This window comes from Amycolatopsis sp. N2S4-7 (genome assembly GCF_058119595.1).
Genome location: NZ_CP172299.1, coordinates 3,774,821 through 3,790,059 on the forward strand (window position 1 = coordinate 3,774,821; position 15,239 = coordinate 3,790,059).

The window sequence follows — 15,239 nt, forward strand, 5'->3', positions numbered from 1 at the left end:
CGAAAGGAATCCTGACGCGGGCGGCGCGCGACGTCGATTACCCCGGAGGTAAGGCGTCCAGGTACCGCCGGACGGACACGGCGGTCCTGACCAGCCGCTGTCCAAGGTGCGGCCGTACCCGCTGGTCCGGGACGGCGAGCGCTGGAGCGCGTCTCGTTCGCCTTCGCGCCGGAGACGAAGCCGAAGGGCGAGCGGTGAAGGCGCTGGTGACGGGGGCGAGCGCAGGCATCGGCCGGGCGTTCGCCGCGGCGGGCTACTCGGTGACGGCCGTGGCCCGCCGCGAAGACCGGCTCGCGGTGTCGCTGCTCGGCTAGACCTTCGCGACCGCGGCGAGGGCCTCGGGCAGCGTGAAGGCCCCGGCGTAGAGCGCCTTGCCGACGATGGAGCCCTCGACGCCGTCGGACGCCAGGCCCGCCAGCGCGACGAGGTCGTCCACACTGGACACCCCGCCGGAGGCGATCACCGGCGCGTCGGTGCGGGCGACGACGTCGCGGAGCAGGTCGAGGTTCGGGCCGCGCAGCGTGCCGTCCTTGCTGACGTCGGTGACGACGTAGCGGGACGCGCCGTCGCGGTCGAGCCGCTCCAGGACCTCCCACAGGTCGCCCCCGTCGGAGGTCCAGCCGCGGGCCGAGAGCCGGTGGCCGGCCTCGGTGATGCGGACGTCCAGGCCGATCGCGACGCGGTCGCCGTACTCGCCGATGACCCGGGCGGTCCATTCCGGGTCCTCGAGCGCCGCGGTGCCGAGGTTGACCCGGCGGGCGCCGGTGGCCAGCGCGGCCTCCAGCGACGCGTCGTCGCGGATGCCGCCCGACAGCTCGACCTGGACGTCGAGCTTGCCGACGACCTCGGCGAGCAGCTCGCGGTTGCTGCCCTTGCCGAAGGCGGCGTCGAGGTCGACGAGGTGGATCCACTCGGCGCCGTCGCGCTGCCAGGCGAACGCCGCCTCCAGCGGGCTGCCATAGGAGGTCTCGGTGCCGGCCTCGCCCTGGACGAGTCGCACGGCCTGGCCATCGGCCACATCAACGGCGGGAAGGAGCGTGAAAGTCACGCCACTCACTCTAAGGCGGCGGCCCCGGTCACCCGGTCAGAGGGTCGCGAGCCAGTTGCGCAGCAGCCGCGCCCCGGCGTCGCCCGACTTCTCGGGGTGGAACTGCGTGGCCCACAGGGGCCCGTTCTCCACCGCGGCGACGAAGTCCTCGCCGTGGTGCGCCCAGGTGACCTTCGGCTCCTGGCCGGCCAGGCCGTCGAGCTCCCACTTGCGCGCGGCGTAGGAGTGCACGAAGTAGAACCGCTCGTCGGGGTCGAGGCCCGCGAAGAGCTGCGAGTCCGCCGGCGCGCGCACGGTGTTCCAGCCCATGTGCGGCAGGACGTCGGCGGTGAGCCGGTCGACGACGCCGGGCCACTCCCCCGTGCCGTCGGTCTCCTCGCCGTGTTCGACGCCGCGGGAGAACAGGATCTGCATGCCGACGCAGATGCCGAGCACCGGGCGGCCGCCGGCGAGGCGCTTGCCGATGATCCGGTGGCCCTTGACCTCCAGGAGCCCCGCCATGCACGCCGAGTAGGCGCCGACGCCGGGCACGACCAGGCCGTCGGCCTCGATCGCGGCATGCGGGTCGGCGGTGACCTCGACGTCGGCCCCGGCGCGCGCCACGGCGCGTTCGGCGGAGCGGAGGTTGCCGGAACCGTAGTCGAGAATCACCACACGAGACACGCACCCAGCGTAGCCGCCCGGCTCGGCGGGCCTCGACCGAATAGACGTCCGTCACGTGGTGCGCTTCCCGGGAGTGGCGGCCAGGGCCGTGACCCGGCGATCCTGCGACATAAGGGTGACGTTCGGAAAGAATCTCGGGAAGGCGCGTTTAGGCGTCCCGATCCCCGGGTATCACGTCACCCGATCGTGTGGGTTGACCCCGCGCGACCGGACGCCAGGGAGGCGAAGATGGCCGAGGACGATCTGCTGTCCCAGATGCTGCAAGCCTGGCGTGAAGACATCGACAGCGTGCCGTTCCCGCAGTTCAGCGAGCTGCTGATCCCCCGTCAGCAGGTTCGCTCGCGGTGCTCGTCGTCCGGTTCTGTCGTCCGCGTGACGAACGCCACTCGGGGAACAGACGGCTGACTGTGGTTTCCTGCGGGGGCCGCACCGACGCGTCCCCCGGGAGCCCTCATGAGCCGCACCCCTGATCCGCACGACTTCCTCGACCTCGACGCCGGGCTCGCCGAGGAGGAACGCGCGATCCGCGACGCCGTCCGGGCGTACGCGAAGGACAACCTGCTGGACCGGGTCGCCGACTGGTACGAAACGGGCGCGCTCCCCGCCGCCGAGCTGGCGAAGGAGTTCGGCTCGCTGGGTCTGCTCGGCATGCACCTGGAGGGCTACGGCTGCGCCGGCACCAGCGCGGTCGCGTACGGCATCGCGTGCCGCGAGCTCGAGGCCGTCGACTCGGGGCTGCGGAGCTTCGTGTCGGTGCAGGGGTCGCTGGCGATGTACGCGATCCACAAGTGGGGCAGCGAGGAACACCGTCAGGAGTGGCTGCCGCGGATGGCCACCGGCGACGCGCTGGGCTGCTTCGGGCTGACCGAGCCGGACGCGGGCAGCGACCCGGGCTCGATGCGGACACGCGCGGTGCGCGACGGGTCCGACTGGGTGCTCTCGGGCACGAAGATGTGGATCACCAACGGAACCGTCGCCGACGTCGCGGTCGTCTGGGCGCAGACCGACGACGGGATCCGCGGCTTCGTCGTCCCGACGTCGACGCCGGGCTTCACGGCCAACGAGGTCAAGCACAAGCTGTCGCTGCGCGCGTCGCTGACCGCGGAACTGGTGCTGGACGGCGTCCGGCTGCCGGAGTCGGCGGCGTTCCCCGAGGTCCGCGGGCTGCGCGGGCCGCTGTCCTGCCTGAACGAAGCGCGCTACGGCATCCTCTTCGGCGTCGTCGGCGCGGCGCGCGCGTGCTACGAATCGGCGTTGGAGTACACCCTTTCGCGGTCGCAGTTCGGCAAGCCGCTGGCCGGGTTCCAGCTGACGCAGCGCAAGCTCGCCGACCTGGTCGTCGAGGTGAACCGCGCCGGGCTGGTGGCGCTGCAGATCGGGCGGCTCAAGGACGCCGGGCAGCTGCATCACAACCACGTCAGCTTCGGGAAGATGGCGAACGTGCGGTCGGCCATCGAGGTGGCCCGGACCGCGCGGTCGATGCTCGGCGCGAACGGGATTTCCCTGGAGTACCCGGTGATGCGGCACATGGCGAACCTCGAGACGGTGCTGACGTACGAAGGCACCGAGGAGATGCACGCGCTGTCGCTCGGCCAGGCCGTTACGGGGCTGGCCGCGTTCCGCTGAGCGTTTTTTGTCGGTGGTGGCCGGTAGCTTCCGGGGCATGACCTTCACCGATTTCGAAGCCGTGGTGGAACTGCGGCGCTACACCCTGCACCCCGGCCGGCGTGACGAGCTGATCGAGCTGTTCGAGCGCGAGTTCGTCGAGCCTCAAGAAGCCGCGGGCGCGCACCTGTTCGGGCTCTTCCGCGAGCGCGCGTCGCCGGACAAGTTCGTGTGGCTGCGGGGTTTCCGCTCGATGGAGGCGCGGAAGGCGGCGCTGGAGGAGTTCTACTTCGGCCCGGTCTGGCAGGCGCACCGCGAGGCGGCGAACGCGACGATGGCCGACTCGGACGACGTCCTGCTGCTGCGCCCGGTCCGGCGCGGTCTCGCGGCGCCACCACCGGGATCGGGCGTGCACGTGACGATCGGCCCGCCGGCGTCGCCACCGGAGTCCGCGTTCGCGGCGTTCGAGACCGAGCCGTCGGAGAACACGTTCCCGCGGTTGCCGGTGCGCACCGACGGCCCGTTCTCGGTGTGGTTCAGCCGTTCGCCCTCGGCCGGGTCCCGGCAGCTGGAGCCGACTTCGCGATCACTGATCCGGTGAAAGGAGTTCGACGAGCCCGCGCGGGTAGAGGATCTTGCTGCCGTCCAGGAAGTCTTCGACGTCGACCCAGCGCGCGGTGGCGGGATCGTCGAGGATCTTCATCTCGTCGCGCCGGTAGCACGCGGGATCGGTGAATTCGGCGTCGTAGAGGAAGGCGATCTCGTGCCCGGGCCTGCCCCGCCAGGTGAAGACGTTTTCGAGCACGCCCACGAGCCGCTTGACGACGATGCCGGCGTCGAGCTCTTCGCGGAACTCCCGCTTGAGGGCATCCTCGCTGTGTTCGCCGAACTCGACCCCACCCCCGAGCGGCCGGTAGTAGGTCTCGCCCTTGACGTCGTCCTGGCCCTCGAAGACGAGCAGTGCGTCGCCACGCCGGATCAGGCCGAGCGCGATCGGCCGGATGCTGGATCCCATACCGGCCACGCTAGCGGTCCACGGCGGCTTTCCGGCTCTACTTCCCGAGGAACTCCATGATCGACATGCGCAAAGACCCCGCGTCCAGCCCGTGGGCCAGGTCGTGGTCCGCGATGCCCCCGTAGGTCCGGATCTCCACGTCCCGGCGGACGCCCAGCGACTTCACCCGGTGCGGCACGTCGCCCAGGGCCTCGGCCACCCAGTGCGCCGATGTCCCCGCCAGGTACGGCTCCACGAGCACGACGTCGGCGGAGGCGTCGAGCACCGCCGCGCGCAGACCGGCGGCGTCGAAGGGGCGGATCGTCGAGGCGTACAGCACCGTGACGTCCGCTCCGGCCGTCGCGCGCAGCACGCGGTCCAGCACCGGGCCCACGGCCACGACCACTCCGCGGGAGCCGGCGCGCAGCCGCGTGAAGCCCACGCCCAGGTGCGGCTCCGCGTTCTCCTGGGCCGAAAGGCGCAGGTAGACGCGGCCGTCCCCCGGGATCGACTCGAGCAGCAGCCGGCGGGCCTCGGCCGGGTGGCCCGGCACGTGGACCGTCCAGCCGGGCAGCGAGTCGATCAGCGCGACGTCGCCCGGGGACTGGTGCGTGCGTCCCGCCGTCGACATGTCGTACGAAGCGCCGTACGACACCAGGACACCACCGACGTCCTGGTGCGAGAAGTCCAGCTTGATCTGCTCGAAACCGCGCTCCACCAGGAAGGAAGGGAAGGTGTGCACGATCGGGCGCAGGCCCGCGAGCGCCAGCCCGGCGCCGGTGCTGACCAGCAGCTGTTCCCGGATGCCGACGTTGATCACCCGGTCCGGGTGCCGTCGCGCGGCGCCGGCCAGCTGCGCGGCCGAGATGTCGGCCAGGACGATCGCGACGTCCGGGTCGGCGTCGAGGATCTGTTCGGTGGTGGCCAGGAACGTTTCCCGCATCGAGAGCATCGGCTCAGCCCTTCGGTTCGACGACGGCGACCACCGCGAGCGGCCGGCCGGGGTGGGCGGTGGTGAAGGCGTCGTACAGCGCGTCGTGGTCGCGGCCGGACACCGTGCGCGTCTCCCAGCCTTCGACGTCGAAGCGGCGGGCGATCCCGCCCGGCCAGCCGCGCGTCGACGACTGGTTGTCGATCACCACCGTGGTGAGGTTGTCGAGACCGAGCCGCGCCGCGACGACGATCGCCTCGTGGTTGGAGCCTTCGTCGAGTTCGGCGTCGCCGACGAGTGTCACGACCTTCGGCCGGTTCAGGCCGCGGGCTCGCAGGCCGAGCGCGGTGCCGAGGGCGATCGGCAGGCCGTGGCCGAGGGACCCGCTGGAGATCTCGACGCCGGGGATCCGGCGCCGATCGGGGTGGTGGCCGAGTCGCGACACCGGGTCGGACCACGTCGGCAGTTCGGCTTCGTCGAGGAAGCCTTTCGCGGTCAGCACGGCGTAGTACGCCATCGGACCGTGCCCTTTGGACAGCAGGAAGCGGTCGCGGGCGGGCTCGCGGAAGTTTTCGGGCGCGATGTCGAGCACGCGGTCGTAGAGCACCCACAGCACGTCCACAGTGGACTCGGCGGCGGCGCGGTGCTTGTCGTCGCCGGTCATCAGCGAGATCAGCCGGGGCAGCTCGGCGTAGCCTGGATGGGTCGCAGTGGTCATGCCACGACCATGCAACCTCGACTAAACTCGAAGTCAAGGATAGCCTGACCAGGTGACCAGGCTCGCTGAACATCTCAGCATCGGACAGGTGGCGGAACGCAGCGGGGTTCCGCACACGGCACTGCGGTTCTACGAGGAGAAGGGGCTGATCAGCTCGGAGCGTTCGGCGGGCAACCAGCGCCGCTACCCGCGCTCGGTGCTGCGGCGGATCGCGTTCATCCGTGCCGCGCAACGGGTCGGGCTCTCCCTGGAGGACATCAGCTCGGCCCTGGCGACGCTGCCCGAGGACCACGCCCCGACGAAGGCCGACTGGGCTCGGCTGTCCCGCGACTGGCAGCACGAGCTCGACGCGCGGATCGACGCCCTGCAACGACTTCGCGACCGGCTCACCGGCTGCGTCGGCTGCGGGTGCCTGTCGCTGCGCAGCTGCGCGCTCTACAACAGCGACGACGAACTGGCGCGCTTCGGGCCGGGGGCCAGCAAACTGCGTCCCGCGGTCGAGGGCGGCATTTAATTCGCTTGCCCGCGGCGGGATGCTGGGAAAGCAATGAACGAAAAGGAAACGATCCGCATCTCGAAGCGGCTGGCGCGGCACCTGCGCCACGATCCGGCCGCGATCGGCCTCACCCTCGCCCCCGGTGGCTGGGTGGAGGTCACCACCCTCCTCGGCGCGTTGCGCGCGCACGGGTTCGCGGTCACCCGTGAGGAGCTCGACGAGGTCGTCGAGACGAACAACAAGCGCCGCTTCGCCTTCGACGAAACCGGCACGCGCATCCGGGCGAGCCAGGGGCACAGCGTCGCGGTCGAGCTCGGCCTGCCGGACGCGACCCCACCGGACGTCCTCTACCACGGCACGGTGGCGAAGTTCCTCGGCCCGATCCTCCGCGAAGGTCGACGCGGCCGCCATGGCCGCCGCGGGCCACGCGTTCCAGGTGAGCGCCAACGGAGTCTGGCTGACAGCCTCAGTCCCCCCGCCCTACCTCCACCCCCTCCCCTAACCACCACCCGATTCCCGCCCAATCACGCGAGATGCCCGCCCAATCACGCGAGTCCCGGCTCCAATCACGCGAGTCGCGCCTCCGCTCACGTGAGACCCGTCCCCCATCACGCGCGGCCCAGCCCCGATCGCGCGAGTCCGGCCTCTGATCACGCGAGTTCCGGCGCCAATCACCCGAGGCCCGGCTCGAACCACGCGGGCCCCTTGCTCCAACCGCGCGAACCGACCCTTCCGGCACGCGAACCGACCGCCCAGGAGACGCGAGCCGACCGTGCAGGTACACGCGACTCGCGTGATCAGGGCCGGAACTCGCGTAACTGCGGGCGAAAATCACGTGATCAGGCGCGATCTCGCGTGATCGAAGAGGCATCTCGCGTGTCTGGGCAGGCATCACGCGTGATCAGCGGGGCATCACGCGTGACTGGGGAGGCATCGCGCGTGTTTAGAGGGTCGAGACCGTGGTCAGGCCTCGGCGGCGGGGGCGGCCCAGCAGGCGGCGGCCCACGTCGAGCAGTTCCGTGCGGAGTTCTTCGTCGTCGAGGCGGGCCAGGTCCGGGGAGCCGCCCGCCATCGCGATGCCGGTGAGGGTGACCAGGGCGTTGACGCGGGCCGTCGTGTCCGGGTCGGGGCCCGACAGGATTCCGAGCAGCGCCTGGCCGAAGCCCTCCATGCCGCCGTGCGCGGACTTCTCGATCGCGCGAGCGATGCCCGGGTCGCTCGAGAACAGCGCCACCAGCGTGCGGTGCCGGATCACCAGGTCGACGAAGCCCTCCAGCAGCAGGTCCACCTGCGCGCCCCGGCGCTTCTGCGCGGCGGCGCGCCGGACCAGTTCGTCCAGATCGCGGACGCCGGGCTCGGCCACCGCTTCGGTGATCTCCGCCTTCGTCTTGAAGTGGTAGTAGACGGCGGCCTTCGTGACTCCCAGCGCGTCGGCGATCATCTGCAGCGACGTGCCCTCGACCCCGTGTTCGGTGAACAGCCGCAGCGCGGTCTGCAGCAGTCGGGTCCGGGTGTCCTCGGCCGGGCCGGCGGTCATTCTTCCTCCTCAGCGAGCCGTCGGAGCGTACGTCACCGCCTGTCGATCGGCAAACCGCGCACTAGCCGATCGGCAGGGATAAACCTAGCTGTTCGGCAAGTCACATCCTTGCCGATCGGCTTGGAACGTCCTTGCCGATCGGCTAGCGTGGGGCTCACTTGATGGAGTGAACCGAACCCCGTTCGGGCGAAACGGAGCTGACTCGTGGCGACCTTCCTGTACCGGCTCGGCCGGTTGTCCTTCCGGCGGAGAGCGCTGGTCGCGGCCGTCTGGGCGGCCGTCCTCGTGGCGCTCGGGCTGGGCGCGTTGACGCTGTCGGGCCAGCTGTCGAACTCGGTGACGATCCCCGGCACCGAGTCGCAGCGGGCAGTCGACCAGCTGACCGAGAAGTTTCCGCAGGCCAACGCCGGTGGCGCCACCGCGCGCGTCGTGATCGAGGCGCCGGCCGGGACCACGGTGACCGACGCCAAGGGCAAGGCCGCCGTCGAGTCCCTGGTCGCGCAGCTCAAGACGGCGCCGAAGGTTGCCGTCGTGGTCGACCCGTTCCAGGCGCGGTCGATCTCACCCGATCAGCGCGTCGCGCTCGCCCAGGTCAGTTACGGAGCGAAGGCGTACGAGCTCACGGACGAGGACCGTCAGGCGCTGCTGGACACCGCGAACGCCGGCCGCCAGGCGGGGTTCACCGTCGAGTTCGGCGGCGACGCCGTGCAGGGCGTGCCCGCGACCGGTGCCACCGAGGGCCTGGGCGTCGCGGTCGCCGCCGTCGTGCTGATCATCACGTTCGGCTCGCTGCTGGCGGCCGGGATCCCGCTGCTCACGGCTCTGATCGGCGTCGGCACCGGGATGGCGGGCATCATGCTCGCCTCCGGGTTCCTCGAGCTGAACTCGAACACGCCGATCCTGGCGCTGATGATCGGTCTCGCCGTCGGCATCGACTACGCGCTGTTCATCGTGTCGCGTTATCGCCACGAACTGAGCATCGGCCGGGAACCCGAGGAAGCCGCCGGACGCGCGGCGGGCACCGCCGGCTCGGCCGTCGTGTTCGCCGGGCTCACCGTCATCATCGCGCTGGCCGGCCTCACCATCATCGGCATCCCGTTCCTCGGCCAGATGGGCGTCGCCGCGGCGGTGACCGTCGCGATCGCCGTGCTCATCGCCCTGACGCTGCTGCCCGCGATGCTCGGCTTCGCCGGCCGCCGCGTCGCCGGCGGCCGCATCCGGCTGCGGCGCAAGCCGATCGAGCGGACGCACGGCGAGCGCTGGGCGCGGTTCGTCGCCCGCCACCGGCTCCCGGTGCTGCTCGCCGCGCTGGCCGGGATGGCCGTCGTCGCGCTGCCCGCGCTGGGCATGCAGCTCGGCCTGCCCAACGACAGCACCGCCGCGCCGGAGTCGACGCAGCACAAGGCGTACGAGATCGTCAGCCGGAGCTTCGGCGAGGGCGCGAACGGGCCGCTGCTGGTCGTCGTCGACACAGGCGCGAGCACCAACCGGCAGGTCGCGCTCGACCAGGCCGCGTCCGGCATCGCGAAGCTGCCCGACGTCGCCGCCGTCACGCCGCCGAAGGTCAACCAGAACGGTGACACGGCGTTGCTCTCGGTGATCCCGAAGAGCGGCCCGAGCAGCAGCCAGACCGAGGACCTGGTGGCCGCGATCCGCACCGAATCCGGGGTGCTGGAGAACGCGACCGGCGCGAAGCTGGCCGTCACCGGGCAGACCGCGGCGAACATCGACGTCTCCGAGAAGCTGTCGGACGCGATGCTGCCGTACCTCGGGCTGATCGTCGGGCTGGCGTTCGTGCTGCTGATGCTGGTGTTCCGCTCGGTGGTGGTGCCGCTGAAGGCGACGATCGGTTTCCTCGGCTCGGTCGCGGCGACGTTCGGGGCCGTGGTCGCGGTGTTCCAGTGGGGCTGGCTGACCGGTCTGCTCGGCGTCGAATCGACGGGGCCGATCATGAGCATGCTGCCGATCCTGCTGATCGGCGTGCTGTTCGGGCTGGCGATGGACTACCAGGTGTTCCTGGTGACGCGGATGCGCGAGGAGCACGTGCACGGCGCGGAGCCGCAGGAGGCGATGGTGACCGGCTTCCGGCACGGCGCGCGGGTCGTGGTCGCGGCGGCGCTGATCATGATCAGCGTGTTCGCCGGCTTCATCCTCGCGGAGTCGTCGCTGATCCAGTCGATCGGGTTCGCGTTGGCGTTCGGCGTGCTGGTGGACGCGTTCGTGGTCCGCATGACGCTGGTCCCGGCGGTGATGTCCCTCCTGGGCCGCGGGGCGTGGTGGCTGCCGAAGTGGCTGGACCGCATCCTGCCGGACGTCGACGTGGAGGGCGAGAAGCTGACGAAGCAGCTGGACGACGCCCCTGGCGACGACGGCCGCGAACTGGTCGGCGCGAGCCGCTGAGATCCGGTTGTCCACAGCCCGCCCGGGTTGTGGACAACCGGGCGCCGCGGGCCGCTTTCCGGGCTTTTTGTGGGGCGGCCCCGATAAACTGGGCAGGGGCCGTCCCCGTTGCCTTTTCCGTAGTTCCTGATCAGGAGCTGTGGTCGCCCCCAGTCGCAGGCATGATCCGGGGGGGGTTGTCACCGGGTCTGGTGGCATCGAGGGACCGCTGATCGGGACACGGCCATCACCAGGTCGGAAAGGCGAGCATCACGCGGTCGGTCTCGACCCGGACGGGAAGCGGCTGCACCACGAGCCGCTGCCCAACACCGAACCGAAACTCCGGGCCTTGTTCGACAAGCTCGCAGCGCACGGACCACTTCTGGTTGTGGTCGACCGGCCCGCGACGATCGGGGCGTTGCCGGTCGCGGTCGCCCGGGCAGCCGGGCATCAGGTGGCCTACCTGCCTGAACTGGCGATGCGCCGCATCGCCAACCGCATCCGCGGCCTGCTGACTGACATCCACCCCGCCCTCGAACCGGCAATCGGACCCAAGCTCAGCCACCCGGCGATGCTGGAAATCCTGTCGCGTTGCGACGGACCGGCCGACATCGCCAAGGCAGGCCGACGCAAACTCGCCGCAACGCCAAAGTCCACCCGCCCGCGTGGGCGAGCACCTGGCCGAAGCGATCATGACCACCCCTGGGTGAGCAGACTGTCACCATCCCGGCGTCAGGACCGCAGCCCGCATCCTGCTCGAGGTCGGCGACGCCTCCAACTTCGCCAGCTCCGGCCTCTACGCCACGCTCCGCAACGGCACCCACTACCGCCACCCCGAACCCACTCCGCCCCCGCTGCGGCTTGACAACCACATAGGGACACCCAGGGAAGGGTGGGGGCCGGCTTGGCTGGTGGGGAGGCCGCGGCTAGCTCAAGAACCAGAACGCTGCGCCGCCCAGGGCGAGCAGGGCCGCTACCCCCAGGACGACCGCCATGAACTTGGCCGTCTTCCAGGTTGAATAGACCCCGCCGATGAGGAATCCGCCCAGGGCCAGCAACAGGACCGCGACCACTTCCTTGCTCACGGTGGTTAGGGTGCCACATGTCCTTCGAGCTGATCGTGCTGGGCAGTGCCAGTCCCTATCCGCGGCCCGGTGAGCCCTGCTCCGGGTACCTCGTTCGCAGCGCGAGCGCCACCCTCTGGCTGGACGCCGGGCCCGGCACCCTCGCCGCTCTGCAGGCTCACACCGCACTCAGCGAGGTCGATGCCATCTGGATCTCGCACCTGCACGCCGACCACGTTGCCGATCTGCTGCCCGCCTTCTACGCGCTGCTCTACGCCGATCTCCGGGTGCCGCGGCCTATTCCGCTCTACGGGCCGCCCGGGATCGGTGAGCGGCTCGCGGCCTTTCTCAGCAACGCCGGGCCTGCGCCGATCGGGGAGGCCTTTCAGGTGCACGAACTCCACGACGGGCACCTGGCCGAGGTCCACGGGCTCACCCTGGCCACGACCGCCGTCGAGCATGGGTTTCCGGCCTTCGGGGTCCGCGTCACCGATGGTGATCGGGTGCTCGCCTACTCCGGGGACACCGGTCCGTGCGCCGCGCTCACCGACCTCGCCAACGGTGCTGACCTGTTCCTCTGCGAGGCGGACGGCCCCGAGCCGTCGGCCGTGCACCTCACCCCGGAAGATGCGGCCCGCGCCGCAAAGAGCGCCGGGCGGCTCGTGCTCACCCACCTCGGCCCGTTCCTGACCCGCGAAGACGCCGCCGGGCGCGCTCGAATGATCCACAAAGGACCGATCGGCGTTGCCGAGCCCGGCGGCGTGTTCGAGGTCTAGAGCACGCCCTTCGTCGACGGGATGCCGCCCGCGCGCGGGTCCGGCTCCGTCGCCGCGCGCAGGGCTCGTGCCACCGCCTTGTACTCCGCCTCCGCGATGTGGTGCGGGTCGCGGCCGTGGATCACCCGGACGTGCAGGGCGATCTGCGCGTGGAACGCCAGCGAGTCGAACACGTGGCGCGTCAGGACGAACGGGTAGTTGCCGCCGATCGTGAAGGTGTTGAACTGCTCCGGCTCACCCACGTGCACGCAGTACGGCCGCCCCGAGACGTCGATCGCCGCGTGGGCCAGCGTTTCGTCCATCGGGATCCACGCGTCGCCGAAGCGGCGGATGCCGCTCTTGTCGCCCAGGGCCTGGCGGATCGCCTGGCCGAGCACGATCGCCGTGTCCTCCACCGTGTGGTGCGCGTCGATGTGGACGTCGCCGGTCGCCTCGACCTTGAGGTCCAGCGAACCGTGCACGCCGAACGCCGTCAGCATGTGGTCGTAGAACGGGACGCCGGTCGAGATCTCGACCTCGCCCGTGCCGTCGAGGTCGAGCTGGACGGAGATCGAGGACTCCTTGGTGGTCCGTTCGACCTTGCCGATGCGGGTCATCGCGAGACTTCCTTACTCGCCTCGAGGAAGGCGTCGTTCTCTTCGGGGGTGCCGATGCTGACGCGCAGGTGCCCGGGGATGCCCGGGTCGCGGATCAGCACTCCGTGGTCCAAATACGACTGCCAGGCCGCCGACGGCGAGGCGAACCGTCCGAAGAGGACGAAGTTCGAGTCGCTCGGCACCGGGTCGAACCCGAGCCCGGCCAACGCCTCCACGACGCGGTCGCGCTCCGCGGCCAGCTTGTGCACACTGTCCAAAGTGGCGTCCGCGTGCCGCAGGGCCGCCCGCGCCGCCGCCTGCGTCAGCCGCGAAAGGTGGTACGGCAGGCGGACCAGCTGCAGTGCGTCGACCACCGCCGGGGCCGCCGCCAGGTAGCCGAGCCGGCCGCCCGCGAACGCGAACGCCTTGCTCATGGTGCGCGAGACGATCAACGAAGCCGGGTAGTCGGCCAGCAGCGAAACCGCGCTCGGCTGCGAGGAAAACTCCGCGTACGCCTCGTCGACGACGACGATCCCGGTCGCCGCGTCGAGCACCGAGCGCAGCTCGTCGAGCGGGATCGAACCGCCGGTCGGGTTGTTCGGGCTGGTGACGAACACGACGTCCGGACGCCGGTCGCGGATCACCGCCGCCGCCTCGGCCGTGTCCAGCGTGAAGTCGGCGCGCCGCGGCGCCGGGAGCCACTCGGTGCGGGTACCCGACGCGATGATCGGGTGCATCGAGTACGACGGCTCGAAGCCGAGCGCGCTGCGCCCGGGACCGCCGAACGCCTGCAGGATCTGCTGCAGGACCTCGTTGGACCCGTTGGCGGCCCACACGTTCTCCTCCGACAGCACCACGCGCGTCGACACGCTCAGGTAGTCGGCCAGGTCCTGCCGCAGCGCGAGCGCGTCGCGATCCGGGTAGCGGTGCAGCTCGGCGGCCTCCGCGCGGACCGCCTCGGCCACGTCGGCGACCAGCTCGGGCGGCGGCGGGTACGGGTTCTCGTTCGTGTTGAGCCGGACCGGGACGTCCAGCTGCGGCGCGCCGTACGGCGACTTGCCGCGCAGGTCTTCGCGCAGCGGCAGCTGATCCAGGGTGACCTCTTCGCCGATCGTCATCAGACCGAACCTCCGAAGCGCGCGGTGACGGCCTCGCCGTGCGCGGGCAGGTCCTCGGCGTCGGCCAGCGCGACGACGCGGCCGGCGACCTCGCGCAGCGCGTCCTCGGAGTAGTCCACGACGTGGATGCCCTTGAGGAAGCTCTGCACGGACAGGCCCGAGGAGTGGCGGGCGAACCCGCCGGTGGGCAGCACGTGGTTCGACCCGGCGCAGTAGTCGCCGAGGGAAACCGGGGCGTACGCGCCGACGAAGATGGCGCCCGCGTTGCGGACCCGGGCGGCGACCTCGCGCGCGTCCGCCGTCTGGATCTCCAGGTGCTCGGCGGCGTAGGCGTCGACGACGCGCAGGCCGTCGTCCACAGTGGACACCAGGATCACGCCGGACTGCTTGCCGCCCAGCGCCTCGGCGACGCGCTCGGTGTGCTTCGTCGCCGCGACGCGGTTCACCAGCACCTTGTCGACGGCGTCGGCCAGGTCGGCCGACGTCGTCACCAGCACGCTCGCGGCCAGGGGGTCGTGCTCGGCCTGGCTGATCAGGTCGGCGGCCACGTGCACCGGGTCGGCGGTCTCGTCGGCGAGGATGGCGATCTCGGTGGGCCCGGCCTCCGAGTCGATCCCGATCAGGCCGCGCAGCAGGCGCTTCGCCGCGGTGAGGTAGATGTTGCCCGGCCCGGTGACGATGTCGACCGGGGCGAGCTCAGCGCCGTCGGTGTCCGTGCCGCCGTACGCCAGCAGCGCGACGGCCTGCGCGCCGCCGACCGCCCACACCTCCTCGACGCCGAGCAGCTCGGCCGCGGCGAGGATGGTCGGGTGCGGCAGCCCGCCGAACGCGGCCTGCGGCGGCGAGCACACGACGAGGGACGCGACGCCGGCGATCTGCGCCGGGACGACGTTCATCACCACGGTCGAGGGGTACACGGCGAGCCCGCCCGGCGCGTACAGCCCGACGCGCTCGACCGGCACCCACTTCTCGGTGACCGTGCCGCCCTCGACCACGGTGGTCGTGACGTCGGTGCGGCGCTGCTCCGCGTGCACCTTGCGGGCGCGGCTGATCGACTCCTCCAGCGCGGCGCGCACGGCCGGGTCCAGCTGCTGCAAAGCCTGCGTCGACGAAGCACGCGGCACCCGCACGGACGCCGGGCGCACCTTGTCGAACTTCTCGGTGTACTCGAGGACGGCTTCGACACCGCGGTCGCGGACCGCCTCGACCACCGGGCGCACGTGATGCAGCGCCGCGTCCACGTCGTATTCGGCGCGGGGCAGCGTGGCGCGCAGTTCGGCAGCGGTCGGGACCTGCCCGCGCAGGTCGGTGCGGTTCAACATGCCCTCCAGGGTA

The 15,239-nt window shown here is 71.1% G+C and carries 16 protein-coding genes and 2 pseudogenes; 8 read left to right on the top strand and 10 right to left on the bottom strand.

Annotated elements, in window-relative coordinates:
• Positions 1-310: 310 nt before the first annotated feature.
• Positions 311-1,048 carry a bifunctional 1-(5-phosphoribosyl)-5-((5-phosphoribosylamino)methylideneamino)imidazole-4-carboxamide isomerase/phosphoribosylanthranilate isomerase PriA gene (gene priA, locus ACH54P_RS17560; protein WP_489914032.1) on the bottom strand — a complete coding sequence of 246 codons (738 nt, stop codon included), beginning with the start codon at positions 1,046-1,048 and terminating at the stop codon, positions 311-313.
• Between the two features lie 36 nt (positions 1,049-1,084).
• On the bottom strand, positions 1,085-1,702 hold the full coding sequence (gene hisH / locus ACH54P_RS17565) for an imidazole glycerol phosphate synthase subunit HisH (protein ID WP_489916482.1): 618 nt from the start codon (positions 1,700-1,702) through the stop codon (positions 1,085-1,087).
• A gap of 237 nt (positions 1,703-1,939) precedes the next feature.
• On the opposite strand from hisH, the gene ACH54P_RS17570 reads away from it, so the two are divergent.
• From ACH54P_RS17570 to ACH54P_RS17580, 3 genes are read left to right on the top strand one after another with little or no spacing between them, the layout of a single operon-like run.
• Entirely contained in the window at positions 1,940-2,116 is a 177-nt protein-coding gene (locus ACH54P_RS17570) for a hypothetical protein (RefSeq protein WP_489914034.1), read from the top strand.
• A gap of 48 nt (positions 2,117-2,164) precedes the next feature.
• Positions 2,165-3,337 carry an acyl-CoA dehydrogenase family protein gene (locus ACH54P_RS17575; protein ID WP_489914036.1) on the top strand — a complete coding sequence of 391 codons (1,173 nt, stop codon included), beginning with the start codon at positions 2,165-2,167 and terminating at the stop codon, positions 3,335-3,337.
• A 37-nt stretch (positions 3,338-3,374) separates the two neighbouring features.
• The gene (locus tag ACH54P_RS17580; protein WP_489914038.1) at positions 3,375-3,917 is read left to right on the top strand and encodes an NIPSNAP family protein; all 543 of its coding nucleotides are present in this window, start codon (positions 3,375-3,377) and stop codon (positions 3,915-3,917) included.
• Here ACH54P_RS17580 and ACH54P_RS17585 read toward each other — a convergent pair.
• From ACH54P_RS17585 to ACH54P_RS17595, 3 genes are read right to left on the bottom strand one after another with little or no spacing between them, the layout of a single operon-like run.
• Complete coding sequence (locus ACH54P_RS17585; RefSeq protein WP_489914040.1) at positions 3,903-4,331, bottom strand: NUDIX hydrolase; 429 nt, start codon at positions 4,329-4,331, stop codon at positions 3,903-3,905. The genes ACH54P_RS17580 and ACH54P_RS17585 overlap by 15 nt on opposite strands.
• Before the next feature lie 37 nt (positions 4,332-4,368).
• Entirely contained in the window at positions 4,369-5,262 is an 894-nt protein-coding gene (locus tag ACH54P_RS17590; protein WP_489914042.1) for a transketolase family protein, read from the bottom strand.
• Positions 5,263-5,266: 4 nt separating this feature from the next.
• Complete coding sequence (locus tag ACH54P_RS17595) at positions 5,267-5,959, bottom strand: thiamine pyrophosphate-dependent enzyme (RefSeq protein WP_489914044.1); 693 nt, start codon at positions 5,957-5,959, stop codon at positions 5,267-5,269.
• 52 nt (positions 5,960-6,011) lie between these two features.
• On the opposite strand from ACH54P_RS17595, the gene soxR reads away from it, so the two are divergent.
• On the top strand, positions 6,012-6,473 hold the full coding sequence (gene soxR, locus ACH54P_RS17600) for a redox-sensitive transcriptional activator SoxR (RefSeq protein WP_285454240.1): 462 nt from the start codon (positions 6,012-6,014) through the stop codon (positions 6,471-6,473).
• A gap of 33 nt (positions 6,474-6,506) precedes the next feature.
• Positions 6,507-6,957 (top strand): annotated as a pseudogene (locus tag ACH54P_RS17605) (RNA 2'-phosphotransferase).
• Between the two features lie 441 nt (positions 6,958-7,398).
• Here ACH54P_RS17605 and ACH54P_RS17610 read toward each other — a convergent pair.
• Positions 7,399-7,992: a TetR/AcrR family transcriptional regulator gene (locus ACH54P_RS17610; protein ID WP_489914046.1), complete on the bottom strand. Its 594-nt coding sequence runs from the start codon at positions 7,990-7,992 to the stop codon at positions 7,399-7,401.
• Positions 7,993-8,196: 204 nt separating this feature from the next.
• Between ACH54P_RS17610 and ACH54P_RS17615 the strand changes: the two genes are divergently transcribed.
• Both ACH54P_RS17615 and ACH54P_RS17620 read left to right on the top strand, forming a co-directional pair.
• Positions 8,197-10,392 carry an MMPL family transporter gene (locus ACH54P_RS17615; RefSeq protein ID WP_489914048.1) on the top strand — a complete coding sequence of 732 codons (2,196 nt, stop codon included), beginning with the start codon at positions 8,197-8,199 and terminating at the stop codon, positions 10,390-10,392.
• Between the two features lie 196 nt (positions 10,393-10,588).
• A pseudogene (locus ACH54P_RS17620) lies at positions 10,589-11,213 on the top strand (IS110 family transposase); the annotation flags it as partial.
• A gap of 84 nt (positions 11,214-11,297) precedes the next feature.
• On the opposite strand, the gene ACH54P_RS17625 reads toward ACH54P_RS17620, so the two are convergent.
• On the bottom strand, positions 11,298-11,456 hold the full coding sequence (locus ACH54P_RS17625) for a hypothetical protein (protein ID WP_489914049.1): 159 nt from the start codon (positions 11,454-11,456) through the stop codon (positions 11,298-11,300).
• Positions 11,457-11,473: 17 nt separating this feature from the next.
• Between ACH54P_RS17625 and ACH54P_RS17630 the strand changes: the two genes are divergently transcribed.
• A complete protein-coding gene (locus tag ACH54P_RS17630) occupies positions 11,474-12,211 on the top strand; it encodes an MBL fold metallo-hydrolase (protein ID WP_489914050.1) in 738 nt (245 codons plus the stop codon).
• On the opposite strand, the gene hisB is transcribed toward ACH54P_RS17630, so the two are convergent.
• From hisB to hisD, 3 genes are read right to left on the bottom strand one after another with little or no spacing between them, the layout of a single operon-like run.
• Positions 12,208-12,807: an imidazoleglycerol-phosphate dehydratase HisB gene (gene hisB, locus ACH54P_RS17635; protein WP_308675145.1), complete on the bottom strand. Its 600-nt coding sequence runs from the start codon at positions 12,805-12,807 to the stop codon at positions 12,208-12,210. The genes ACH54P_RS17630 and hisB overlap by 4 nt on opposite strands.
• Positions 12,804-13,904, bottom strand: a complete 1,101-nt coding sequence (locus tag ACH54P_RS17640; protein WP_489914051.1) for a histidinol-phosphate transaminase — start codon at positions 13,902-13,904, stop codon at positions 12,804-12,806. Before ACH54P_RS17640 ends, hisB begins: the two co-directional genes overlap by 4 nt.
• The gene (gene hisD / locus ACH54P_RS17645) at positions 13,904-15,226 is read right to left on the bottom strand and encodes a histidinol dehydrogenase (RefSeq protein ID WP_489914053.1); all 1,323 of its coding nucleotides are present in this window, start codon (positions 15,224-15,226) and stop codon (positions 13,904-13,906) included. The genes ACH54P_RS17640 and hisD overlap by 1 nt, the downstream gene beginning before the upstream one ends.
• Between the last annotated feature and the right edge of the window lie 13 nt (positions 15,227-15,239).